Genomic DNA, 22,698 nt, shown 5'->3' with positions numbered 1-22,698 from the left:
CTTAACATCTATTCTTGATCTACACTTAACATCTATTCTTGTCATAACTCCTTAACTATAATTCTCTCTTATTACTGTTTGAGGATTATAGACTATTCATGCTAAGCTGCAATACGGGGGGCGCGGCCAAATTGTTAATACTGTTGGTCCTCTTAGTATTTCACATTTCGGACAATTACCTTCGGTTACGGTATCATTTAACATACAAGATGGATATTCAATTAGTGACGCCGTTCCAAAAGTTAATGAGGCTTTAAGAGAGCTACAAATGCCTGCAACCATAACAGGCAGCTTCCAAGGCGCAGCTCAAGCACTTCAGTCGTCTTTTTCCGATCTTGGCTTATTGCTCGGACTTGCCGTTATAGTTATTTATATAATTCTTGGCATGTTATATGAGAGTTTTGTACATCCTATAACAATCCTTTCGGGGCTACCTACGGCTATATTTGGAGCATTACTTACCTTGCTAATATTTAATAGCGAACTTGATATGTACGGATTTGTTGGGCTGATTATGCTAATTGGTATAGTTAAGAAAACGCTATCATGATTATTGACCTTGCTTTAGAACTTGAGAGAACCGGCAATAAATCTTCGCATGAAGCAATCTATGAAGCATATATAATAAGATTCAGACCTATTATAATGACTACCTTAGCTGCATTAATGGGAGCTATGCCCATTGCTCTTGGAGTCGGAGCAACAGGAGCAGAGCGAAGGTCGCTAGGGCTTGCCATAGTCGGTGGTCTACTCACTTCACAATTAACTTACTCTTGGTCGCCCCCCCGTATTGCAGCTTAGCATGAATAGTCTATAATCCTCAAACAGTAATAAGAGAGAATTATAGTTAAGGAGTTATGACAAGAATATATGTTAAGTGTAGATCAAGAATAGATGTTAAGTGTAGATATTATAACGACACAGAAAAAGTAGTAAAGGCGGGATATTCAATTTCAAAACAACAGAGATATCAATGCAAGCAGTGTAATCGATATTTTCAACTGTAATATATTAATAATGCCTCTAAGCCTGGAGTCAAGGCTCAGATAGTAGATATGTCAATCAATGGCTCTGGAGTTAGGGATACAGTAAGAGTATTAAAAGTGGGTATCAATACGGTTATCCGTGTTTTAAAAAAATCTAGCGTTAAAAAAGATAAATCATTCTATCAATACGATAGAAGTAATTATTGCTCCTGAAATAGATGAACAATGGCCTTATGTACAGAATAAATCCAAACAAAGATGGCTTTGGTATTCTTTGGATAAGATTTTGTTAAAAGTAGTTGCTTATACTTTTGGTACAAGATGTGATAGCACATCAGAATCATTACTGAAAAAAACTGGAGGATTTTAAGGTTACTTTTTACTTTACAGATGGATGGGGAAGTTATGCTAGGTTATTAGATCCCAAAAAACACATTGTTAGTAAAAAATATACTCAACGGATAGAACGGGGTAACTTAAATCTTAGAACAAGATGCAAAAGACTGACACGTAAAACAATTTGTTTTTCCAAGTCATTGGATATTCATGATAAAGTCATCGGAACTCTTATTGAACGTATAGCCTTTTAATATCCACATCTGTAAAATGGAGGTGCGACCGATTTCGTTATTCTTTTCAACATCTAACTTTTTACTATCCATAAAAGTCTGCATAGGCGTTTTACCATAGCGATATTTACCGGAATGTGATCTTTCGTTATTGTAATGCTCTAACCAAATATCAAGATCTAGTTGTAGATCATCAAGATCAGTATAAATCTTTTTACGCATAGCTGTATCAAAGAATTCTTGTTTCATAGTTTTATTAAATCGTTCACACATACCATTTGTTTGAGGAGAATATGCTTTAGTAGTAGTATACTCAATACCCTCAATGCTTAAGAACAATTCAAAAGCATGATACTCTATATTGCCCTTATATTTACCACCTCTATCAGTTAGAATACGAAGTACTGGTATTTGCTGACTCTCATACCACGGCAGTACTCTATCATTAAGCATGTCAGTAGCGGTAAAAGCTGTTTTATCAGTATATAATTTAGCATCTGTAACCCTAGTATAGCTATCAATAAATACCTGAGAATATACCTTGTCTATACCTTTAAAATTACCTACATAATATGTGTCTTGGCATCCTAGATAATCTGGATGCTGTGTATCTATTTCTCCATGAGCTTCTTTCTCGCTACGCCGTTTCTCTAATACTTGTAACTGAGCTTCGGTAAGAACAATACCATCCTGAGCCATTTTTACTTCTAATGCTTTAAGTCTTTTATTGATATTATTTAAATCATTACGTAGCCAAATTGATCTAACCCCCCAGGTGATACAAGAATACCAGTCTTTTTAAGCTCATTTGATACTCGCATCTGACCATAAGCTGGGTATTCTACCGCCATATCTAATACTGCTCTCTCTACCGCAGGATCAACTCTATTTGCTATAATTGGCTTCTTCCGGCTAATCTCATATAACGCCTCTTCTCCCCCAGTTTCATATAGCTCTTTGAACCTATAATAACTGTCCCTGCTGTATCCCATAGCTTTACACGCTGACGATATACTTCCAAGACTCCTAGCTAATCCCAGTAATCCTATTTTTGGCTTTATTATTTTTTGATTTAGATTCATTTCTAATCCTCTATTTAATACTTATCTTATTTTACTAAATGTAAGATTGAATCTCAGCTATTACAGATTATGCTTCAATTATTTCCTATATACAAGGTATTTCTTCGTCTACTCATTCAGAAATATTAAAATATACTAATAATTATGCTATAAATTACTCTGCTACAGTAAATGCACGATATTTTATGTCCACATGTCACAATTGCGGAGTAGTTCAAGGAGATAACTATAGTATTCAGGAGTTCAATTCCCCTTTTTCACCTTTAGAAGCCGAAGATTTTTCTAAAATCTCTTCCAAAAAAATTCTTGTTCCTATTACGCTTGATGCTAGTGATTGGGGTATTGGATATCCACCTATTGAATATTATTTAGGTGATCATACAGTTGATGGAATGATGTATGTGACAAGTAACGGTTTTATAAAAAGATGATTGAAAATAATATTACGTTAATCCCCGCTACACTCGTCGATTATCCTGTTATTCAAAACATGGCACGGTTTTACATATGATATATCGCGTTATTGCGGTTTTACCTCAGATGAATATGGTTGGACATTGCCACAAGATGGTTTGTATGAAGCTAATGATTTTAAAAAATATTTTACAGAAGTAGATCGAAAAGCATATTTGGTTAAAGTAAATGAAGAAATAGCAGGTTTTGCATTGCTTAATAAGGTTGGAACTCATAATAAAATCGATTGAAATATGGGGGAATTTTTTATCATAGCTAGATTTCAAGGTAAAGGTGTAGGGTATCAAGTAGCACAGCAAATTTGGCAAATGCATAGAGGATTACGGGAAGTTTCAGTTATTCATGAAAATAAACCCGCATTACTATTTTGGCGTAATACCATAAACAAGTTTACAAAAGGTAATTACCTCCAAGAAACTAAGCTTGTTCAAAAGAATGGCTATAAAGCTGAAAGAGTTATATTTGAGTTTGATACCGATATATTATGAATAAACACTATAATCTTATCTCTGCTTTTGTTAAACCCTTTAAAGTACGTGAGCCGGTGCATAGCATGGTAATTTTAAGCTGCTCGATTATTAATTGTATCTCTTCGGAAAGCAAGCTTTCTGATGCATCAGCCGTTTTTAAAAATTGACCGGCAAGTCCAAAAATACTAGCTCCCATACGAATTGCTTTTGCACCATCAATTCCTGATTTTAACCCGCCACTAGCAATAATTGGAATATCTTGTGAAACTTCCCTCACCATTTTTAGAGAATCTAAAGTCGGAATGCCCCAGTTAATAAAGCTACTAGCTATACGATTTTGTAATGAATTTGTAGCACGATAAGCTTCTACTTCACTCCACGATGTTCCACCGCTCCCTGCAATATCAAGAACCTTAACCCCTGCCATTATAAGACTCTCAGCAACTTTTTTAGATAAACCGTATCCTACTTCTTTAACGATTACCGGAACAGAGAGGTAATTAACCACTTCTCTTATCTTAGGTAGTAGATTTTCCCAGTTTCTATTACCTTCCGGCTGAGTTAGTTCCTGTAATACATTCAGATGGAAGATTAAGGCATCGGCTTTAATAGCATCAACTAAATACTGACATTCTTTCGGTGTTACTCCGTAATTAAGCTGCACTGCTCCGATATTGGCGAGTAATGGGATATCGGGAGCAATATGCCTTACTGCAAATGTCTCGATTGTATCCGATTCCGTTAACAAAACCCGCATAGAGCCAAGCCCCATAGCAATACCGGCTTTTTGGGCGGCTTGTGCAAGTCGATGGTTAATATCTCTAGCTCTAGTCGTGCCTCCGGTCATACTAGAAATTAGAATAGGTGCTTGTAAAGATTTTCCAAGAAAAGTAGTAGTAGCATCTATGCTATCGTAGTTAATTTCCGGTAATGCGTTATGAATAAATTGAATAGATTCAAAACCGCTTTTTAGTGTAGATTCAACGTTTTTTGTAAGATTAATTTCAATATGGTCTTGCTTTCTTTCTATGTCTAAATTTTGGCTTTTTGGCATTTTCTTACTAATTCTGCTTTATGGATAATCTATAACAATATTTCTAGCTTTGCAAAATATATTTCTTTACTATTTTCTAATTCTTATTGTAACTTTTAGTATATAATTAATACACTTAGATAAATTTATGAGTAATAATGCTGAGTTAATAAATCAAAGTTTGATAGGAGCATTTGGATATTTTTGATTGCAAGAAATGCAAATAGATAAGGTAAATTATTATTTAATACATACATGGTTTAATCATCCTTTATGGAATATGATTGTATTGCCTAATAAAGTAAATACAGCTCAAATGGATAAAATGGAAGGAGTATTTAAACTTAAGAATTTACCGTTTGCTTGGTGGGCTGACGAAAAGAATCTATCTTCTGAAATGTTTGAGCGCTTCCAAAACGGTAAATATACTGATTTTGGCAATATACCAAGAATGGTTTATAAGCTTAAAGATTATCATGAACAAACTATAGATAATAAAAATATTAAAATTATTACTGAAATAGAAGAGTATAAAAAATGGATTCAGGTACTAATGAAGTCATTTGGATCTAGTGATGATGTTTATAATCTTTATTTTGATAAATTATCAAAATTTATTGGAGGTAATAAAACATTTATTCCGCTCGCAGCATACGAAGAAAATAAGATTGTTGCAACCGCCTCTATAATTCTTACAAACGGCATAGTAGGTTTTTATAATGGCTCAACGATGCCGGAATATGGAAATCGTGGTATTGCAAGTGATTTATACAAGGCTAGGTTTAAAATATTAAAAGAAATTGGAATAGATAAGGCAATAATTCAAACTTCACCGATGGCAACTTCGCTTGCTGAAAAATTAGGCTTTAAGAAATATACAAATTATAAGATATATTGCCAAAGTTAGAATTATTGCTTTAATTATTTAAGCATTAGCACGTCGTTAGTCTCTTGAATTATTTTAAATCTTGCTTCCTCATAAGTTTTAATAGCAGCGATATTTTTTCTGTCTGGATCAACTAAAACATGAGTATATTGCTTATCTATAAAATTCTCTAAAAAATTCCTAGAGTAAGTAGCTCTACTCCTTTATTTAAATATTCAGGCTCACCTAAAAAGAAATCAATTGCTGCTAACTTTGAAGGTAAATTGATTAATGGGCTTGAGTGCTCAAAATCGTAAGCATTATAAATTTGGATGTATCCTATAGGAGTATGTTCTTTTTCTATAATATAAATTGCAATAGCTGAGATTCAATCTTACATTTAGTAAAATAAGATAAGTATTAAATAGAGGATTAGAAATGAATCTAAATCAAAAAATAATAAAGCCAAAAATAGGATTACTGGGATTAGCTAGGAGTCTTGGAAGTATATCGTCAGCGTGTAAAGCTATGGGATACAGCAGGGACAGTTATTATAGGTTCAAAGAGCTATATGAAACTGGGGGAGAAGAGGCGTTATATGAGATTAGCCGGAAGAAGCCAATTATAGCAAATAGAGTTGATCCTGCGGTAGAGAGAGCAGTATTAGATATGGCGGTAGAATACCCAGCTTATGGTCAGATGCGAGTATCAAATGAGCTTAAAAAGACTGGTATTCTTGTATCACCTGGGGGGTTAGATCAATTTGGCTACGTAATGATTTAAATAATATCAATAAAAGACTTAAAGCATTAGAAGTAAAAATGGCTCAGGATGGTATTGTTCTTACCGAAGCTCAGTTACAAGTATTAGAGAAACGGCGTAGCGAGAAAGAAGCTCATGGAGAAATAGATACACAGCATCCAGATTATCTAGGATGCCAAGACACATATTATGTAGGTAATTTTAAAGGTATAGACAAGGTATATTCTCAGGTATTTATTGATAGCTATACTAGGGTTACAGATGCTAAATTATATACTGATAAAACAGCTTTTACCGCTACTGACATGCTTAATGATAGAGTACTGCCGTGGTATGAGAGTCAGCAAATACCAGTACTTCGTATTCTAACTGATAGAGGTGGTAAATATAAGGGCAATATAGAGTATCATGCTTTTGAATTGTTCTTAAGCATTGAGGGTATTGAGTATACTACTACTAAAGCATATTCTCCTCAAACAAATGGTATGTGTGAACGATTTAATAAAACTATGAAACAAGAATTCTTTGATACAGCTATGCGTAAAAAGATTTATACTGATCTTGATGATCTACAACTAGATCTTGATATTTGGTTAGAGCATTACAATAACGAAAGATCACATTCCGGTAAATATCGCTATGGTAAAACGCCTATGCAGACTTTTATGGATAGTAAAAAGTTAGATGTTGAAAAGAATAACGAAATCTTATATCTTGAATACTCATCTGACAGTCATAACTTATCAGACATTCAGATATAGTTTTTATAGTGTCTGTAGGATTAAATCTTGACTTTTACAAATAATATTCTGTGGGAAAAATATCATAAATCCGTATTTAAATATAACGATTTCTTAAACTAATCTTGTAAAATTATTAATTTTTGTAGAAGATTAATAATGAATATTCATTATTTTTTATTAAAATTATGAATAAGATTCTACGAAATATTATCGGTTTTATTATCTTAACTATAAGTGCTGGAAACAGTTTTGCCTCATCTGCTAATGCTTTTTCCTTGTCAGTGCAACTGCCTTACCGTCTTGTATAGTTGTAGCCACTCTTTTAGTTTTTGGTACTTATGTTCCAACTGCTGATTCTTTGCAAACAAACACACTCACTATAACTTGTACTTTAGGTACTGGTTATACCGTTTCATTAAATGCCGGTACTGCATCCGGTGCTACAACAAGTACTCGCAAAATGACAGGTCTTGTTAACACTACTAGCTACTTACCTTATAATCTTTACTCTAATGCATCAAGAACTCAGAATTGGGGTAACCAAGCAAGCGACTGGGTACCAGGAACGGGCACGGGGTTGCCTCAAATACTCACAGTATACGGCAAAATACCTCAAGGAACAAATGTTCTTTCTGATACCTATAACGATACAATTACAGTAACCGTGGCATATTAATATTATGAAAAAATATTTTTTAAGATTTATACCTATTCTGTTTATATTACTTACTTCTAATTCTTTTGCTAGTGCCACTATCGTACCTGTCAATATAGAGATAAATAGAGATAATAAAATAGCAACTATGACAGTGCAAAATAATGATTATACGCCTAAAAAGTTCCAGTTAGTCCTTTTAAAACGTACATATGAAAAGAGTGTAAAAGAATATAAAGAAACTACAGATTTAGTAGCAACTCCAGTAACATTTACTTTGCACGCAGGTAAAACACAATTGATACGGTTAGCTTTAAAAAATACACAGAATTTTTCTACTAGAGCAAAAGACTATAGAATCATGATAAAAGAATTGCCACGTAGAGTGAAGCTAGAGAATAGTATTAGCTCTACAGTAAATCTTGTTGTTCAACATAGTATACCCATAACAATATCAAGGTAATATCAATAGCAAATTACCTTTAACTTTAAATAAATAAGCTAATGTGCTTTTTAAATAAAATAATATCAGTTTTTATAGGTATTATTTTATTTATACCGCTAAGCTTTGCAGATGAAGTTATCTCCGAATCTCTTGGAGACAATTTGCCTCGAACCGCTGCGGATACAAACATACATGAGGATAAAGGGTTAGGATCATTGCCTCAATTACCTCTAGAAGTAGAATTTGAAAATAGCTCTAATGAAGTTGCGAGTGACAACGAATTGATTATTTCACTAAAAGTTAATTATACCGAAGCCGATATATTCCCAACTATAGTGCCGCTCAAGATCATTGTTTAATTCCTCCTGAAGATATAGAGCATTTTGATGCTCAAGAAGATTATCCTAAGCAAGGCTTAGTAAACTATCACGATACTGCTTATATTAATCTAGATTTGCTTGAAGGTGCTAAATATGATTTAAACTTTGAGAATTTAGATTTAAATATTACTTTCCCGGCTAGCAAGATGATGGCACAATCATTCGATGCTTCAGGTGGTCCTATGCAAAATGTCGATACTAAACTTATTAACGGTGCATACTTAAATTACGATGTAACTCTTAGCCAAAATGATGATATTAATTATTTAGCCGGAGTAGAGGAACTTAATTATTTTACTGAAAACGGTGTATATAGCTATAGTTTTTTATTTCAAACCGAATCCGTTAAATCAAATTTTTCTAAAGTCAAAAATACTGCAAGAAACCAAAATAAATTTACACGTTTAGAAACAAATTGGACATATGAGAATGTAGATAAAATGACTAATTGGCGGGTAGGGGGATAGCATAACTAAAGCATCTTCTTGATCTAATTCAACTAGATTTGCCGGTATTAAGTATACTACTAATTTTGCGGTTAGACCGAATTTAGTTACTTATCCGTTACTGGATTTTAGAAGGAAATCAGAACTTCCAAGCAGCATAGAAATATTTTCAAATAGTGTGCCTATATATAATGCTAAAGCTCATATGGGGGATTTTGACGTAACAAACATTTCGGTTATTACCGATAGAGGTGATTTAATAGTTAAAACGCAAGATATAACTGGTAAAGTTCAGACGATTACTATTCCTTATTATGCGTCGCCGAGTTTACTGCGCGAAGGGCTTTCAAATTTTTCTTATGAAGCAGGATTTCAAAGACAAGATTTTGTGATATATAGCAATGATTATAAATATTTAGTTCTAAATACCGATTATATGCTTGGTATGAATGATTATTTAACAAGCGGCGGACATTTTGAATTTTTAAAAAATAATGGAGCAGTAGGGATAACTAATAACTTAAAACTTGATAATTATGGAATTGTTGGTGCTTCGTTCGCAAGTAATATCAAAAATTTCGGTCGTTCTCAAAGAATTAATCGCGGTTATACTTATGAATCGGAATATTTTGACATTAATAGTAATCTAGATTGGAATAATAGCAATTACCAGGACGTATATAACTACCCCAATAAAACTTTTTCAGGTTTGAATTATCAGATTTCAGCTAGCTGTGGTAATACCGATTTTGGTAATATAAGTGTTAATTTCTTGTCTTTTGTCGTAAATAACACAATACAGCAAGGTAAACGTACAAATATATTATCATCAACTTATCAAAAGAATATTGCTAAAAATGGTTTCTTAAGTTGGTCGTGCCCCCGTATTGCAGCTTAGCATGAATAGTCTATAATCCTCAAACAGTAATAAGAGAGAATTATAGTTAAGGAGTTATGACAAGAATAGATGTTAAGTGTAGATCAAGAATAGATGTTAAGTGTAGATATTATAACGACACAGAAAAAGTAGTAAAGGCGGGATATTCAATTTCAAAACAACAGAGATATCAATGCAAGCAGTGTAATCGATATTTTTAACTGTAATATATTAATAATGCCTCTAAGCCTGGAGTCAAAACTCAGATAGTAGATATGTCAATCAATGGCTCTGGAGTTAGGGATACAGTAAGAGTATTAAAAGTGGGTATCAATACGGTTATCCGTGTTTTAAAAAAAATCTAGCGTTAAAAAAGATAAATCATTCTATCAATACGATAGAAGTAATTATTGCTCCTGAAATAGATGAACAATGGCCTTATGTACAGAATAAATCCAAACAAAGATGGCTTTGGTATTCTTTGGATAAGATTTTGTTAAAAGTAGTTGCTTATACTTTTGGTACAAGATGTGATAGCACATCAGAATCATTACTGAAAAAAACCGGAGGATTTTAAGGTTACTTTTTACTTTACAGATGGATGGGGAAGTTATGCTAGGTGGTCGCACCTCCATTTTACAGATGTGGATATTAAAAGGCTATACGTTCAATAAGAGTTCCGATGACTTTATCATGAATATCCAATGACTTGGAAAAACAAATTGTTTTACGTGTCAGTCTTTTGCATCTTGTTCTAAGATTTAAGTTACCCCGTTCTATCCGTTGAGTATATTTTTTACTAACAATGTGTTTTTTGGGATCTAATAACCTAGCATAACTTCCCCATCCATCTGTAAAGTAAAAAGTAACCTTAAAATCCTCCGGTTTTTTTCAGTAATGATTCTGATGTGCTATCACATCTTGTACCAAAAGTATAAGCAACTACTTTTAACAAAATCTTATCCAAAGAATATCAAAGCCATCTTTGTTTGGATTTATTCTGTACATAAGGCCATTGTTCATCTATTTCAGGAGCAATAATTACTTCTATCGTATTGATAGAATGATTTATCTTTTTTAACGCTAGATTTTTTTAAAACACGGATAACCGTATTGATACCCACTTTTAATACTCTTACTGTATCCCTAACTCCAGAGCCATTGATTGACATATCTACTATCTGAGTCTTGACTCCAGGCTTAGAGGCATTATTAATATATTACAGTTAAAAATATCGATTACACTGCTTGCATTGATATCTCTGTTGTTTTGAAATTGAATATCCCGCCTTTACTACTTTTTCTGTGTCGTTATAATATCTACACTTAACATCTATTCTTGATCTACACTTAACATATATTCTTGTCATAACTCCTTAACTATAATTCTCTCTTATTACTGTTTGAGGATTATAGACTATTCATGCTAAGCTGCAATACGGGGGCACGACCTGCTAGGTTATTAGATCCCAAAAAACACATTGTTAGTAAAAAATATACTCAACGGATAGAACGGGGTAACTTAAATCTTAGAACAAGATGCAAAAGACTGACACGTAAAACAATTTGTTTTTCCAAGTCATTGGATATTCATGATAAAGTCATCGGAACTCTTATTGAACGTATAGCATTTAATACCCACATCTGTAAAATGGAGGTGCGACCCAAATATGGGATGGGGATATAATGCTAATATAATTAAAGCTAAAGCTACAAACTATAACGTACAACTTAATCGTAACGGTAAAAATAATGATATTAGAGTTTATCTGCAGAAAAATGATATCGAAACAATGAAACAGTTAAATATTAAAGGTGGAATTGTGCCTATTGATAAAAGCTATTATGTGACGAGACCGATTACCGGAGGTCTTGCCTTGATTAAAGTAAATAGTTTAAAAAATATCGGAGTTTATAATAATAATCTATTAGCCGGTTATACTGATGATAAAGGTAAAATGCTTGTACCTAACGTAACGCCGTATGTTCCTTCTGAAATAAGACTAGACGATGAAAATCTACCCCTTAATACCGAGTTTGAGGAAATTGCTTTGAAAGTTGTTCCAAAAACTAAATCAACATTATTATTAGACTTTAATGTTAAAATAATTAAAAGCGTTGAAATGACAATGTTTGACAGTAATAAACATTTTATTTCGTTTGATAGTACGATTAATATTGAAGGTTTAGACGAAGAAATATTTGTAGGTTATGATGGTAAGATTTATATTAATGATATTAAAGACCTTAAAGTATTAAACGGTTCTATTTGTGACGAGAATGAAGAGAATAATAAATGCTGTCATTCTAGCGTACCGGTTAATAGAGATTTAAATGATCCTGTAATTGATTTAGGCGAAGCGATATGCAAATAAAAAAGTTAATGGCGGTATTCTTAATTAATATAATTTATATCAGGAAATGCTATGGCATTACTCGCAACTTGTAATCCGTCGGTTCCCACTGTAAACTTTGGCAGTTTTAGCGTAGGGACGGTTACGGTTACGTGCAGCGCCTTATTATCACTACTTGTTAGCCATACCGTAACTTTTAGTACGGGGGCTGCTAATATTTATAATCCAAGAATTATGGTTAGTGGAATACGTAAGCTGAATTATAATCTATACAAAGATGCCGGTTTTACTCAAATACTCGTAGTAGTACGGTAACATTTACCGATAGCTATACACTAGGTCTTGAACCGGTAACAAGAAACTATACAGTATATGCCCGCCTGCCGTCACAACCTCTTGCCGCTGCCGGTGCATTTTAAGACACTATTATCGTAACCGTAACTCAGCCATAGCTATATACTTTAAAATCAAGATTTTTAGTTTTGATACCCACTTTAGCTCAGTATGATATAGAACCTTAAACTGACGCCTATGCGGGAATGCAACCGGGTTCCACGCAACGATGCCTTACCTCTGCTTTATAAAAACTATTCGATATAGTGATCAAGGGTGATTTGTGTCAAGTTAAAAATCTAAAAAAAATAAATATTTATATTGAATAAATTATCATTCTCGTGTCTACTTAGGTGAAGATTCTATGCACTGAATATGGTGTCATTTTTTCAAAATAAGCATTATAAATAACGCCTACAACCACATTAGTACCTATAATGAACACGCTTAAAAAAAACAAATTTCCAATAAATATAAACAACGAGCATAATAATTTACTCACTCCTTTCGGTAAAGCTATATTGCGAGATCGATATCTTATGAAAGGCGAAGATTTTCAAGATTTATTTGCACGTGTTTCTAGTTATTACGCCGAAAATAAACAGCATGCTCAAAAGCTATATGAATATATGAGTAAAATGTGGTTTATGCCGGCAACACCTATTTTAAGTAACGGTGGAACAGATAGGGGGTTTCCTATCTCATGTTTCTTGAATGAGACTGATGATAGCTTAGATGATATAGTAAATCTATGGACGGAGAATGTCTGGCTTGCCGCACGCGGTGGTGGGATTGGAAGTTATTGGGGTAATGTTCGCTCTATTAATGAAGAGATCCGTGATAAGGGGCATTCATCAGGTATTATACCGTTTATTAAAGTAATGGATTCTATGACTCTTGCTATTTCGCAAGGATCTATTAGGCGTGGTTCATCAGCTGTATATTTACCTATTAATCACCCTGAAATTGAGGAGTTTATCGATATAAGACGCCCTACAGGCGGTGACGTTAATCGTAAAGCTCTTAATATTCATCACGGTATAGCTATAACCGATGAGTTTATGAGAGCCGTTGAAAATAATACAGATTTCGATCTTATTAGTCCTGCTACTAAAAAAGTCGTACACAAAGTTAGAGCAAGAGATTTATGGATTAAGTTATTAACTACTAGAATAGAAGCTGGTGAGCCGTATCTGCTATTTATCGATAGCGTTAATAAATCTATCCCTGAGCATCATAAAAAACTAGGACTCCAAGTTAAAATGTCCAATCTTTGTAGCGAAATTACATTGCCGACGGGAATTGATCATTTAGGAAAATCCAGAACTGCGGTTTGTTGTCTATCTTCTTTAAATTTAGAGTATTATGAAGAGTGGAAAGATGATAAAGAATTTATCCATTCTATTATGCTATTCCTTGATAACGTTTTAGAAGACTTTATTAATAAAGCACCGGATACTATGGCAAGAGCTAAATATTCGGCATTGCGTGAGCGAAGCGTTGGGCTTGGCGTAATGGGATTCCACTCATTTTTGCAAATGAAAAAAGTACCGATAGAGTCGGTTATGGCAAAAGTTTGGAATAAAAAAATATTTGAATATATATCTGCTGAAGCCGATAAAGCCTCAATAGAAATCGGTAAAGAAAAAGGAGCATGTCCTGATGCTGAAGAAACAGGAAGTAATGAGCGATTTAGCAATAAAACTGCAATAGCCCCTACTGCTTCAATTTCTGTAATAGCCGGTAATGCATCGCCTGGGATAGAACCATTTGCTGCTAATAGTTTTGTGCAGAAGACCTTAACCGGTTCTTTTAACGTACGTAACAAACATTTGGAAAAATTATTGATCGAAAAAGGATTTAATAATGATCAAGTTTGGTCTTCGATCGCAACACATGAGGGATCGGTACAACATCTAACATTCCTATCTGAAGAGGAAAAACAGGTCTTTAAAACCGCTTATGAAATTGATCAAAATTGGTTAATTGAACTAGCAAGCGATCGCACTCCTTATATTACGCAAGCACAATCTCTAAACGTCTTTTTGCCGGGTAATGTTAGTAAAAAATATCTGAATAATATTCATTTTAAAGCCTGGAAAAAGGGTGTAAAAAGTTTATATTATTGTAGATCAACGTCAATACAGCGGGCCGATAAAGTCTCGCATGAGGTACTAAAAGGAGATTTTAAAGATTTAGAAAAACAAAACGATAAGCTAGCAGAAGCCGGAAACTACGAAGAATGCTTAGCTTGTCAGTAATCCTTAATGTCACCCCGTGGCTTGACCACGGGGCCCAGTATTTTATTTTTTCCTGGATCCCGCGTGAATAAATCACGGAATGCCAGAGGAAAGGGTTGGATTCCCGCTTTTGCGGGAATGACATAGAAGCCATAAAACAAAGCTCAAAAGTGGAAATAATATAACCAACAAAAAAATACAAATAACAACGAGTTAAAGAAAAAATTATGTCATTACTTGATGCAAGTCCAATTTATAAACCGTTTTCATATCCATGGGCATACGAAGCTTGGCATACTCAACAAAAAATTCATTGGCTACCAGAAGAAGTACCACTTGCCGACGATGTTAAAGATTGGAAGTATAACTTAACGCCAGGTGAAAAGCATTTATTAACCCAGATATTTCGTTTTTTTACACAGGCAGATATAGAAGTGAATAATTGCTACATGAAGCATTATTCACGCATATTTAAACCGACTGAAGTATTAATGATGCTATCGGCGTTTTCTAATATGGAAACGGTACATATTGCAGCATATTCGCATTTACTTGATACGGTAGGTATGCCGGAAGTCGAATATTCAGCATTTCTTAAATATAAAGAAATGAAAGACAAGTATGATTATATGCAGCAATTCGGGGTAGATACTAAAGAAGATATAGCAACTACTTTAGCAGTATTTGGGGCTTTTACGGAAGGATTACAGTTATTTGCTTCTTTTGCGATTATGCTTAATTTTCCTCGTTTTAATAAAATGAAAGGAATGGGGCAGATTATTGCTTGGTCGGTGCGTGATGAAACGCTTCATACTAACTCAATTATTACTTTATTTAAGACTTTTGTAAGAGAAAACCCTGAAGTTTGGACGGAAGCTTTACGTAAACGTATTTATGAAGCTTGTACGACTATCGTACATTTTGAAGATGCCTTCATTGAACTTGCTTTTGAAGTCGGGGGTATTGAAGGATTAACGGCATATGAAGTAAGACAATATATTCGTTATATTGCCGATCGTCGTTTAATGCAGCTAGGACTCAAAGATATATATTTGGTAAATCATAATCCGCTTCCTTGGCTTGATGAAATGCTAAACGGAGTTGAGCATACAAACTTTTTTGAAAATAGAGCAACAGAATATTCTAAAGCTGCGACTACCGGTTCATGGGAAGAAGTATTTACTGAAATGGATAATAAAAAATAATACATATTAACAACAAAAATAAAAAATTTAAGAAAAATAATTTCTTATTTTAAAAATCTCAAGTAATTTTATGGCTGCTATAAACAATAAAAATTATCAAAAAGTTGTAGAAAATGTCTTATCGTCTTCTAAAGCTAATAAAGTACTAAAGAGTGCAATCAAGGATTTATCGTCTTCAAATGGTATAAGTTTAAGAACGATGTTACTCGGAGCAAGATTTGTTTTAACTAATCCTGTAAATACTTATAATCTTGTTAAACTTGCTAAATCTTCTAATATATATCTTGATCCTGAATTCCAAAAATCGCTTCTTGAAAAATCTCCAATATGGGAATTTTTAAAAAAACATTCAGATGATTTGCCTAAAATAGGTCAAATCTTAGCAAAAGCAGGATTTAGAGAATTTCAAGATAAGAGTATTTTAGATCAAAAGGGACTCGAAATACTAAAAGAATGTTTCAAAAATGAAGAAGTACTTAAAAAACTTCAAGAAATTGCAGTCGAAGTAAAGCAAGAGCTATCGGACTGGAATAAAGTGACTTATAGAAGTTTGGATATGCTGGTTACCGATAAGAACTTCAAAAAATTCTTTAACGAAAAGAGTGAAGATATTACGAATTACATACGTATCGGAGCAACTGAAATACTTCCAAACGATTATACAAAAACTTTTGATGATATATTACAAAAACCCGAAAAGAAAAATTTATATCCATCAGTTATAAAAATATTTAATGAACATCCTGATTTTAAGCAAGAGCTAGCTGAAAATATAAATAGTACTAATTCTCTAAAAAGATTTAACAAATTATCCTCTGAAGAACAAATAATTATTGAAAGTTTCTTAGCAGAAGCAAAGCAGCAAGCTAAACCTTTCTTAAAAGAATCTTTTGAAAGCTATAAAATCGATCTTAAAATTTTAGATGTTATTCCTACCTTATTAAATAAAATTCCTGAGACAAAAAAGATTTTTGATACTCTTAATGCTCCAAATCAAGGTGTAATGATAGCTCTTGAGAAATCCTTAAAAATGGTAGCGAGTGATGATAAATTAAAAAGCTTTTTTGCTAATAATAAGACAATCTTACCAAATATTGCTTTAGGTATTATTGAAAATACTCCTAGCGTACAAAGCATCACAAAAGAATATAATTTTGATAAACAAATGCTTAGTATAGTAGGTGAGGTTATGTCAAAACCGGAAATTGCTCATGATATTATTGCAGACTTAAATAAAGGTGATTATATGAGTTTAGTCGGTAATATAACCTCCGCTCTTAATGATCCCTCATTTAAATTACAAGATATATTAACAGAGCAAAGTAAAGAAGGTTTATTTGATAATTTAATTACAGGGGTTTTAGAACAAGATGAAAAAAATAGCCAAACTATAAAACAACAACTTGTAAATTATGGTCTAGAAACGAGTGATGTTACAAAGCTAACTAGCATAATGCCTATATTACTTGATAAACCTGAATCATTAAAAAAGGTTTTTCGGGATTTTATTAAAGGTGATTATACGGGAATGGCAAAAGAGTTAATAGCTTTAACTAAAGACAATTCGGAAATCAAAACATATTTAAATAATAATAGAGAAATATTTGCGAGTATTTTAGATAAAACTTTAGTAGATATACCGGGTATAAATAGTCTTGATAAGAAAGAATTATATAAGATACTTCCATCAATGTTAAACCACCCTGATGAATTAGTTAAAGTTATAGAAGAGGTTGAAAAAAGTAATTATCGTGGTGCCGCTAGTGCTATATATAATTTAGCTCAAAAAACAAATTATTTTGAAGAGCAATTACCAAATCTTATGAAAGCCGGTTTTAGCTATGCTACTGAAAAAGTAAAAGACGTATTTAGTCCATCACAAGATTTTAAAGATAAAACTATAAATGAAATTACTCTTAGAAATAATTTAAATAAAATCCAAAATGGAAAATTCAACTTAGAGGGGGCTACATTAGCAGGTAATTTATCTAATATCGATTTTTCAGGCGTATCATTAAAAAATGCAGATTTAACTAAAGTAACTTCCTTGAAAGATTGTAATTTTAAGAATACTAATTTAGTAGGTGCCAAATTACCCGATAATTTAATGTTACTTACTGACACTTACAATCTTGATAAGACTATCCCTTCTTTAGCGCCTGAACTAATTAAAGAACAACAGGCTAAATTACTTGATAAAGCAATTGATAAAGTATTTTTACAAGTACAAGCCGAAGGAAAAAGAAATTCACTTGGTAAAAAAGAATTTGTTCAACAGGTAAAAATATTATGCGAAAAAAATCAAACGATTAAAGACTATATTATAGAAAAATTAAATTCACTACCTATGAATATGGTTACTAATCTAGCTACTCCTAAAACAAATCAATATAAACATATTGCAAATCATGTAAATTCTCCATTACAAATATTGAACCCTTTATATGAAAATATTGCAAATAAACAAGATATTAAGAGTAATTTATTGGAAAATATTCTAAGTGAACAAATATCACAAAAACTTTTTGATAAGGGTGATAATAGAGGAGAAGATTTTTATATGATTAATCAGATGCTAAAACCTATTGTTTCTGAATATTCTAAAGAAAATCCTGATAGTATAAATAATTTTTTAGAGTCGAAAAATCTAGAAAAGTTAGCAAGTAATATTGCCTCTACTTTAAATTCTAAATCTAAATATACTTGGGTAGGCACTATTACCGGTGGAATTTATTTACCAAAAGAAATCTTCAATGAACAGTTAAAAGATAACTTTAAAAACGAGTTTGAAAATATTAATAAATTAGATGTTTTAAAAGAAGCAAAAAATATAGCTTCAAATTTAGATAGTAAAGTGCGTATAATAGATAATCACGATAAATCACATACTTATGAATCATTACCAACAAAAAGTAAAAAAATACACAGATGACTCCATAAATCCTAAATTGATTTAATTATTACATTAGGCAATATAAATTAAAATATTTAAGTAGTTCTTAATTTATTTCTTTGAATCAATTCTGAGATAATTTAATGCTTATATAATTAAATATATTTCATTATTTTATGGCGATTATAGATGGTGCTAAACGAAAAAGGTTTAAACACGTTGTAAAACAAGCTTTATCTCCTAGTAAACCAAAAAGTTTGGTAGAGATTGTAGAATAAGCTGTATCCACAGGCAATTAATACTAAGGAACAGAAAAAATTTACAAAAACTATAGAACGGGCATTATCTTCTCCTGATGCAGACAAGGCATTTACAAGCTTTATTGATGACCTCGCATCTCCAAAGAAAAAAATATTACCCGTTAGTATAAGAGCATTATTAAAAGGTGCGAAGTTTGCCTTAACTAATCCTGTAAATAATTATAACCTTGTTAAGCATACAGGTTCTTCTGATATATATCTCGATTCAGAGTTTCAAAAATCCGTTCTTGAAAAATCTGAAATATGGGATTTTCTAAAAAAACATGTCGATGAGTTATCTAAAATAGGGCAAATCTTAGCAAAAGCAGGTTTTAAAGAGTTTCAAGAAGGTGCTTTTCTAGATCAAAAAGGCCTTACAACATTAAAAGAATGTTTTAAAAATGATGATGTTCTTAAAAACCTTCAAGAAATTGCAGTTGAGATAAAGCGAGAAGTACCAGACTACAATAAAGTGACTTCTAAAACATTAGAAGTGTTATCTACTGATAAAAATTTCTTGAAATTCTTTAATGAACAATGAGAAGATATCGCAAATTATATACGTACCGGAGCAACTGAAATACTTCCAAGCGATTATATAAAGCTTTTGCTGATATGTTACAAAAACCTCAAAGTACCGATATATATGCGAAAGTTATAAAAACATTCAATGAGCATCCTAATTTTAAACAAGAGTTAGCTGAAAATATAAACAATCCTAATGCTTTAAAAATATAGGTCGCACCTCCATTTTACAGATGTGGATATTAAAAGGCTATACGTTCAATAAGAGTTCCGATGACTTTATCATGAATATCCAATGACTTGGAAAAACAAATTGTTTTACGTGTCAGTCTTTTGCATCTTGTTCTAAGATTTAAGTTACCCCGTTCTATCCGTTGAGTATATTTTTTACTAACAATGTGTTTTTTGGGATCTAATAACCTAGCATAACTTCCCCATCCATCTGTAAAGTAAAAAGTAACCTTAAAATCCTCCGGTTTTTTTTCAGTAATGATTCTGATGTGCTATCACATCTTGTACCAAAAGTATAAGCAACTACTTTTAACAAAATCTTATCCAAAGAATATCAAAGCCATCTTTGTTTGGATTTATTCTGTACATAAGGCCATTGTTCATCTATTTCAGGAGCAATAATTACTTCTATCGTATTGATAGAATGATTTATCTTTTTTAACGCTAGATTTTTTTAAAACACGGATAACCGTATTGATACCCACTTTTAATACTCTTACTGTATCCCTAACTCCAGAGCCATTGATTGACATATCTACTATCTGAGTCTTGACTCCAGGCTTAGAGGCATTATTAATATATTACAGTTAAAAATATCGATTACACTGCTTGCATTGATATCTCTGTTGTTTTGAAATTGAATATCCCGCCTTTACTACTTTTTCTGTGTCGTTACAATATCTACACTTAACATCTATTCTTGATCTACACTTAACATCTATTCTTGTCATAACTCCTTAACTATAATTCTCTCTTATTACTGTTTGAGGATTATAGACTATTCATGCTAAGCTGCAATACGGGGGCGCGGCCAAAGAATTATATAATATAATAACTTCTATGCTCAATCAACCGGAGACGTTAGTTTAAATTTTAGAAAATGTTGAAAATAAGAAGTACATTAATGTTGCTAGTGGTATAGTTAATTTAACTTGGAAAGAAGGTAAAACATTGAATGTTATTAGACAAATACCAAATGTTGTTAAAGCAGGAGTTGGTTATTTTAATCGAAAATCTGATAAGACATCGGAATTAGAAGACAAAGTTCCGCCTTCTGTATTAAAAGAAGCACAAAATATAGTCTCAAATTTAAATAGTAAGATCAATATTGTAGGGTCTAACTCGAACTCATCCCCTATTACTCCTATTTCCAATAATAAAAAGAAAGAAGAAATACATAGATAAACTATACTCGCTGAATTTGAAAAACCCCCGATGTCATCCCTGCGAAAGCGGGGATCCATGCTAAAAAATCTCTAGTTTTAAAGATTTTTTTATTAGATAATTTTTTTCAAATAAAGCTTCAAAAAGCTCTATTTGAGCGGATCCCTGCTTTCGCAGGAATGACATAAAATCCATGCAACAACGTCAATGCCATGCTAGAATGACATTTAATATTTGTGCGAACTCTTCTTGGTTAGCGTATTCCAATGTTGTTTTATCCCGTATCTGGTTTTTAAACCAAGTAACTTGTCTTTTAGCATACCGGCGAGTTCGTATTTGAGCTGCACTTAAAGCCTCGTCTAACGCGAGGTTACCGTCTAAATAAGCTAAGATTTCTTTTACCCCTACTGCTTTTAAATTCAAATAATCTTGCGGTGTAAATTGCTTTTTTATTAAAGCTATTTCGTCAATTGCTCCTTCTTTGAATATCTTTTGTAGACGCTCATCGCATGTTTTATATAGAAATTTTCGCTCAGGGTTTAAGAAAATAATTTTGAAATTAAAATCAGATAAGATTTGCTCTTTTGGCAAGGTTTGAAAAGAAAAAATAGATTTACCAGTTTGCTTAAAAATTTCATAAGCTCTAATTAACCTTTGAGTATTACCTTGATTGATTCTAGAACTAGCGAGCGGGTCAAGTTTCTCTAATTCATTCCATAGCTCTATATTACCTATCTCAGCATGTAAATTTCTTACTTGTTCTCGTAAATCTAAAGATATATCAGGAATATTATTATAGCCAAAAACTAAAGAATTAATATATAAACCCGTTCCTCCTATTAATATAGGTAATTTGCCTCTAGCAGTTATTTCTTTTATTTTTTCTGCCGCAAGTTTTAGATATTTTATTACCGAGAAATCTTCTTTAATTGATAGAAAGTTATATAAGTGGTAAGTAATTTCAGTTTTGTAAGATTGAATAGGGGAGGCAGTAATAATAGGAATTTCCTTATAAACCTGCATTGAATCGATATTTACTATTTTAGCATTATGTATTTTAGCAAGTTCATGCCCTAAATAAGACTTCCCGCTGGCAGTCGGTCCGCATAATATTATTATATCTTTTTTTGTCACTTATTTAAATTTTTTTATGTATTCGATGTCATTTCCGCGAGCTATTACTGTCATCCCGCGGCTTGACCGCGGGATCCAATCTTGTTTATTTTTTTTGGATACCGTGGTCAAGCCACGGTATAACACCGAATGCGTTTTTCGATCTATGCGGGAATGACATAAGGCAACACGCAAAAATTAAACGGTTTCAGTTTCATCAATACATCATCCGGTCCACTAAATGTTATTGTGCTTCCTAGTGTGTAGTCATAACTAATAGTTGGACCGCTAAATAAGCCTGCCTCACTGTAGTCAAGAGTCATACTTTTTAAACCGTAAGATGTTGCTACATCGTTGTTAAGTGTAAAAATAAGAGGATTACTAGTATGCTCAAGGTCTGCATTTTTTATTACTAATGGTGTCTTGTTTATAATGATATTATTTAATATATTTGCACCTAATGAATTTGATTCATCTGCTAATGTTATTGTAGCTAATTTAGTATCAACAGGCGATATATCGATTAGATCTGCTTTAGATAGAACTTCTAACAT

Annotated in this window: 23 protein-coding genes and 9 pseudogenes; 24 read left to right on the top strand and 8 right to left on the bottom strand. The window is 32.5% G+C overall.

The features are described from left to right. Nucleotides 1–127: 127 nt before the first annotated feature. The 4 genes and pseudogenes from AAGD46_RS05075 to AAGD46_RS09190 form a co-directional block, all read left to right on the top strand. Nucleotides 128–801, top strand: a pseudogene (locus AAGD46_RS05075) (efflux RND transporter permease subunit); the annotation flags it as partial. Between the two features lie 254 nt (nt 802–1,055). Further along, on the top strand, nt 1,056–1,199 hold the full coding sequence (locus AAGD46_RS09200; protein ID WP_341786690.1) for an IS1-like element transposase: 144 nt from the start codon (nt 1,056–1,058) through the stop codon (nt 1,197–1,199). After that, nucleotides 1,156–1,356 carry an IS1 family transposase gene (locus tag AAGD46_RS09195; protein WP_410525969.1) on the top strand — a complete coding sequence of 67 codons (201 nt, stop codon included), beginning with the start codon at nt 1,156–1,158 and terminating at the stop codon, nt 1,354–1,356. Before AAGD46_RS09200 ends, AAGD46_RS09195 begins: the two co-directional genes overlap by 44 nt. Then, nucleotides 1,343–1,576 (top strand): IS1 family transposase, encoded by a 234-nt coding sequence (locus tag AAGD46_RS09190; protein WP_410525955.1) that lies wholly within the window; start codon nt 1,343–1,345, stop codon nt 1,574–1,576. Before AAGD46_RS09195 ends, AAGD46_RS09190 begins: the two co-directional genes overlap by 14 nt. Here AAGD46_RS09190 and AAGD46_RS05065 read toward each other — a convergent pair. Further along, nucleotides 1,520–2,637, bottom strand: a pseudogene (locus tag AAGD46_RS05065) (IS481 family transposase). The gene AAGD46_RS09190 and the pseudogene AAGD46_RS05065 overlap by 57 nt on opposite strands. A 185-nt stretch (nt 2,638–2,822) precedes the next feature. Between AAGD46_RS05065 and AAGD46_RS05060 the strand changes: the two are divergent. From AAGD46_RS05060 to AAGD46_RS05050, 3 genes and pseudogenes are all read left to right on the top strand, one after another. Further along, complete coding sequence (locus AAGD46_RS05060; protein WP_341786790.1) at nt 2,823–3,068, top strand: hypothetical protein; 246 nt, start codon at nt 2,823–2,825, stop codon at nt 3,066–3,068. After that, a pseudogene (locus AAGD46_RS05055) lies at nt 3,065–3,266 on the top strand (GNAT family N-acetyltransferase); the annotation flags it as partial. The gene AAGD46_RS05060 and the pseudogene AAGD46_RS05055, both read left to right, overlap by 4 nt. A gap of 78 nt (nt 3,267–3,344) precedes the next feature. Further along, entirely contained in the window at nt 3,345–3,599 is a 255-nt protein-coding gene (locus AAGD46_RS05050; RefSeq protein ID WP_341786789.1) for an acetyltransferase, read from the top strand. 7 nt (nt 3,600–3,606) lie between these two features. On the opposite strand, the gene fni is transcribed toward AAGD46_RS05050, so the two are convergent. Next, the gene (fni, locus tag AAGD46_RS05045; RefSeq protein WP_341786788.1) at nt 3,607–4,635 is read right to left on the bottom strand and encodes a type 2 isopentenyl-diphosphate Delta-isomerase; all 1,029 of its coding nucleotides are present in this window, start codon (nt 4,633–4,635) and stop codon (nt 3,607–3,609) included. A gap of 196 nt (nt 4,636–4,831) precedes the next feature. Here fni and AAGD46_RS05040 point away from each other — a divergent pair, with 196 nt between their 5' ends. The 9 genes and pseudogenes from AAGD46_RS05040 to AAGD46_RS09185 all read left to right on the top strand — a co-directional run bounded on the left by AAGD46_RS05040 (nt 4,832) and on the right by AAGD46_RS09185 (nt 10,364). Beyond that, nucleotides 4,832–5,521, top strand: coding sequence for a GNAT family N-acetyltransferase (locus tag AAGD46_RS05040; RefSeq protein WP_341786787.1), 690 nt, complete (start codon nt 4,832–4,834; stop codon nt 5,519–5,521). Between the two features lie 396 nt (nt 5,522–5,917). Continuing rightward, nucleotides 5,918–7,002 (top strand): annotated as a pseudogene (locus AAGD46_RS05035) (IS481 family transposase). 286 nt (nt 7,003–7,288) lie between these two features. Further along, entirely contained in the window at nt 7,289–7,660 is a 372-nt protein-coding gene (locus AAGD46_RS05030; RefSeq protein WP_341787904.1) for a spore coat U domain-containing protein, read from the top strand. 127 nt (nt 7,661–7,787) lie between these two features. Then, a complete protein-coding gene (locus tag AAGD46_RS05025) occupies nt 7,788–8,102 on the top strand; it encodes a fimbria/pilus periplasmic chaperone (protein WP_341787903.1) in 315 nt (104 codons plus the stop codon). A gap of 41 nt (nt 8,103–8,143) precedes the next feature. Then, a complete protein-coding gene (locus tag AAGD46_RS05020; protein ID WP_341786786.1) occupies nt 8,144–8,443 on the top strand; it encodes a hypothetical protein in 300 nt (99 codons plus the stop codon). 95 nt (nt 8,444–8,538) lie between these two features. Next, complete coding sequence (locus tag AAGD46_RS05015) at nt 8,539–8,931, top strand: hypothetical protein (protein WP_341786785.1); 393 nt, start codon at nt 8,539–8,541, stop codon at nt 8,929–8,931. 157 nt (nt 8,932–9,088) lie between these two features. Continuing rightward, nucleotides 9,089–9,808, top strand: coding sequence for a fimbria/pilus outer membrane usher protein (locus AAGD46_RS05010; RefSeq protein WP_341786783.1), 720 nt, complete (start codon nt 9,089–9,091; stop codon nt 9,806–9,808). A 254-nt stretch (nt 9,809–10,062) separates the two neighbouring features. After that, a complete protein-coding gene (locus AAGD46_RS05005) occupies nt 10,063–10,152 on the top strand; it encodes an IS1-like element transposase (protein ID WP_341786649.1) in 90 nt (29 codons plus the stop codon). Between the two features lie 11 nt (nt 10,153–10,163). After that, nucleotides 10,164–10,364, top strand: a complete 201-nt coding sequence (locus AAGD46_RS09185; RefSeq protein WP_410525969.1) for an IS1 family transposase — start codon at nt 10,164–10,166, stop codon at nt 10,362–10,364. A 143-nt stretch (nt 10,365–10,507) separates the two neighbouring features. Here AAGD46_RS09185 and AAGD46_RS09180 read toward each other — a convergent pair. The 3 genes and pseudogenes from AAGD46_RS09180 to AAGD46_RS09170 form a co-directional block, all read right to left on the bottom strand. After that, nucleotides 10,508–10,603: pseudogene (locus AAGD46_RS09180) on the bottom strand (IS1 family transposase); the annotation flags it as partial. Between the two features lie 157 nt (nt 10,604–10,760). Next, a complete protein-coding gene (locus AAGD46_RS09175; protein ID WP_410525954.1) occupies nt 10,761–10,814 on the bottom strand; it encodes a hypothetical protein in 54 nt (17 codons plus the stop codon). A gap of 1 nt (nt 10,815) precedes the next feature. After that, nucleotides 10,816–10,959 (bottom strand): IS1-like element transposase, encoded by a 144-nt coding sequence (locus AAGD46_RS09170; RefSeq protein ID WP_341786690.1) that lies wholly within the window; start codon nt 10,957–10,959, stop codon nt 10,816–10,818. 251 nt (nt 10,960–11,210) lie between these two features. Between AAGD46_RS09170 and AAGD46_RS04995 the strand changes: the two genes are divergently transcribed. The 7 genes and pseudogenes from AAGD46_RS04995 to AAGD46_RS04965 form a co-directional block, all read left to right on the top strand. Continuing rightward, nucleotides 11,211–11,474 carry an IS1 family transposase gene (locus AAGD46_RS04995; protein ID WP_341786782.1) on the top strand — a complete coding sequence of 88 codons (264 nt, stop codon included), beginning with the start codon at nt 11,211–11,213 and terminating at the stop codon, nt 11,472–11,474. Continuing rightward, nucleotides 11,458–12,162 (top strand): fimbria/pilus outer membrane usher protein, encoded by a 705-nt coding sequence (locus tag AAGD46_RS04990; RefSeq protein WP_341786781.1) that lies wholly within the window; start codon nt 11,458–11,460, stop codon nt 12,160–12,162. The genes AAGD46_RS04995 and AAGD46_RS04990 overlap by 17 nt, the downstream gene beginning before the upstream one ends. Nucleotides 12,163–12,213: 51 nt before the next feature. Continuing rightward, nucleotides 12,214–12,557: pseudogene (locus AAGD46_RS04985) on the top strand (spore coat protein U domain-containing protein); the annotation flags it as partial. Between the two features lie 354 nt (nt 12,558–12,911). Further along, nucleotides 12,912–14,735, top strand: a complete 1,824-nt coding sequence (locus AAGD46_RS04980) for a ribonucleoside-diphosphate reductase subunit alpha (protein ID WP_341786780.1) — start codon at nt 12,912–12,914, stop codon at nt 14,733–14,735. A 206-nt stretch (nt 14,736–14,941) separates the two neighbouring features. After that, nucleotides 14,942–15,919 carry a ribonucleotide-diphosphate reductase subunit beta gene (locus AAGD46_RS04975; protein WP_341786779.1) on the top strand — a complete coding sequence of 326 codons (978 nt, stop codon included), beginning with the start codon at nt 14,942–14,944 and terminating at the stop codon, nt 15,917–15,919. 70 nt (nt 15,920–15,989) lie between these two features. Next, entirely contained in the window at nt 15,990–18,851 is a 2,862-nt protein-coding gene (locus AAGD46_RS04970) for a pentapeptide repeat-containing protein (protein WP_341786778.1), read from the top strand. Between the two features lie 255 nt (nt 18,852–19,106). After that, nucleotides 19,107–19,843, top strand: a pseudogene (locus tag AAGD46_RS04965) (hypothetical protein); the annotation flags it as partial. 35 nt (nt 19,844–19,878) lie between these two features. Here the strand turns inward: AAGD46_RS04965 and AAGD46_RS04960 are convergent. Next, nucleotides 19,879–20,598, bottom strand: a pseudogene (locus tag AAGD46_RS04960) (IS1 family transposase). A gap of 82 nt (nt 20,599–20,680) precedes the next feature. On the opposite strand from AAGD46_RS04960, the pseudogene AAGD46_RS04955 reads away from it, so the two are divergent. Then, nucleotides 20,681–21,052, top strand: a pseudogene (locus AAGD46_RS04955) (hypothetical protein); the annotation flags it as partial. Nucleotides 21,053–21,235: 183 nt separating this feature from the next. On the opposite strand, the gene miaA reads toward AAGD46_RS04955, so the two are convergent. Both miaA and AAGD46_RS04945 read right to left on the bottom strand, forming a co-directional pair. Then, complete coding sequence (gene miaA / locus AAGD46_RS04950) at nt 21,236–22,165, bottom strand: tRNA (adenosine(37)-N6)-dimethylallyltransferase MiaA (protein ID WP_341786777.1); 930 nt, start codon at nt 22,163–22,165, stop codon at nt 21,236–21,238. A 143-nt stretch (nt 22,166–22,308) separates the two neighbouring features. Further along, complete coding sequence (locus AAGD46_RS04945) at nt 22,309–22,698, bottom strand: hypothetical protein (protein WP_341786776.1); 390 nt, start codon at nt 22,696–22,698, stop codon at nt 22,309–22,311.

The organism is Rickettsia endosymbiont of Cantharis rufa, assembly GCF_964026445.1.
Taxonomy (GTDB): Bacteria; Pseudomonadota; Alphaproteobacteria; order Rickettsiales; family Rickettsiaceae; genus Rickettsia.
Note: the sequence above shows the minus strand (reverse complement) of the source record. Positions and strands in the feature narration are given on the sequence as shown.

Excerpts from the sequence above, each read along its gene's own strand:
- AAGD46_RS09200 (WP_341786690.1), top strand. The coding sequence starts at position 1,056 with ATGTCAATCAATGGCTCTGGAGTTAGGGATACAGTAAGAGTATTAAAA.
- AAGD46_RS05060 (WP_341786790.1), top strand. The coding sequence starts at position 2,823 with ATGTCCACATGTCACAATTGCGGAGTAGTTCAAGGAGATAACTATAGT.
- AAGD46_RS05050 (WP_341786789.1), top strand. The coding sequence starts at position 3,345 with ATGGGGGAATTTTTTATCATAGCTAGATTTCAAGGTAAAGGTGTAGGG.
- fni (WP_341786788.1), bottom strand. The coding sequence starts at position 4,635 with ATGCCAAAAAGCCAAAATTTAGACATAGAAAGAAAGCAAGACCATATT.
- AAGD46_RS05040 (WP_341786787.1), top strand. The coding sequence starts at position 4,832 with ATGCAAATAGATAAGGTAAATTATTATTTAATACATACATGGTTTAAT.
- AAGD46_RS05025 (WP_341787903.1), top strand. The coding sequence starts at position 7,788 with ATGACAGTGCAAAATAATGATTATACGCCTAAAAAGTTCCAGTTAGTC.
- AAGD46_RS05020 (WP_341786786.1), top strand. The coding sequence starts at position 8,144 with ATGTGCTTTTTAAATAAAATAATATCAGTTTTTATAGGTATTATTTTA.
- AAGD46_RS05005 (WP_341786649.1), top strand. The coding sequence starts at position 10,063 with ATGTCAATCAATGGCTCTGGAGTTAGGGATACAGTAAGAGTATTAAAA.
- AAGD46_RS09170 (WP_341786690.1), bottom strand. The coding sequence starts at position 10,959 with ATGTCAATCAATGGCTCTGGAGTTAGGGATACAGTAAGAGTATTAAAA.
- AAGD46_RS04995 (WP_341786782.1), top strand. The coding sequence starts at position 11,211 with ATGCTAAGCTGCAATACGGGGGCACGACCTGCTAGGTTATTAGATCCC.
- AAGD46_RS04990 (WP_341786781.1), top strand. The coding sequence starts at position 11,458 with ATGGGATGGGGATATAATGCTAATATAATTAAAGCTAAAGCTACAAAC.
- AAGD46_RS04980 (WP_341786780.1), top strand. The coding sequence starts at position 12,912 with ATGAACACGCTTAAAAAAAACAAATTTCCAATAAATATAAACAACGAG.
- AAGD46_RS04975 (WP_341786779.1), top strand. The coding sequence starts at position 14,942 with ATGTCATTACTTGATGCAAGTCCAATTTATAAACCGTTTTCATATCCA.
- AAGD46_RS04970 (WP_341786778.1), top strand. The coding sequence starts at position 15,990 with ATGGCTGCTATAAACAATAAAAATTATCAAAAAGTTGTAGAAAATGTC.
- AAGD46_RS04945 (WP_341786776.1), bottom strand. The coding sequence starts at position 22,698 with ATGTTAGAAGTTCTATCTAAAGCAGATCTAATCGATATATCGCCTGTT.